The organism is Streptomyces tateyamensis (assembly GCF_003205575.1).
In the GTDB taxonomy this organism is placed as follows: Bacteria; Actinomycetota; Actinomycetes; order Streptomycetales; family Streptomycetaceae; genus Kitasatospora; species Kitasatospora tateyamensis.
The window spans coordinates 1-280 of record NZ_PYBW01000298.1; the positions used below are offsets into that span (position 1 = coordinate 1).

At 71.8% G+C, this 280-nt stretch carries 1 pseudogene; it reads right to left on the minus strand.

Features of this window, described 5'->3' with window-relative positions:
• Positions 1–94: 94 nt before the first annotated feature.
• A pseudogene (locus C7C46_RS35640) lies at positions 95–280 on the minus strand (hypothetical protein); the annotation flags it as partial.

A 280-nucleotide genomic window follows, 5' to 3' on the forward strand; every position in this document is an offset into this window, starting at 1 on the left:
CTCTACTTTATGCCACTGCGGAAGGGCGGGCCCACCCCGCAGGGGTGGGCCCGCCCTTCCGTCTTCTGCGGGGGCGACTGGTGGGTGGGGGTGGTCAGTCGTCCAGGGTGGCGAGTTCGGCGTCGAGGATGGCGAAGAGGTCGGCGGCGGAGGCCTCGCTCAGGTCCTCGGTGGGGTCGTCGGCGCCGAACAGTTCGGTGTGGAGGTAGCCGACGACGGTGGCGGCCGTGGGGTAGTCGAAGACCAGCGTCGGCGTGAGGCGCAGGCCGGTGGCGGTGGC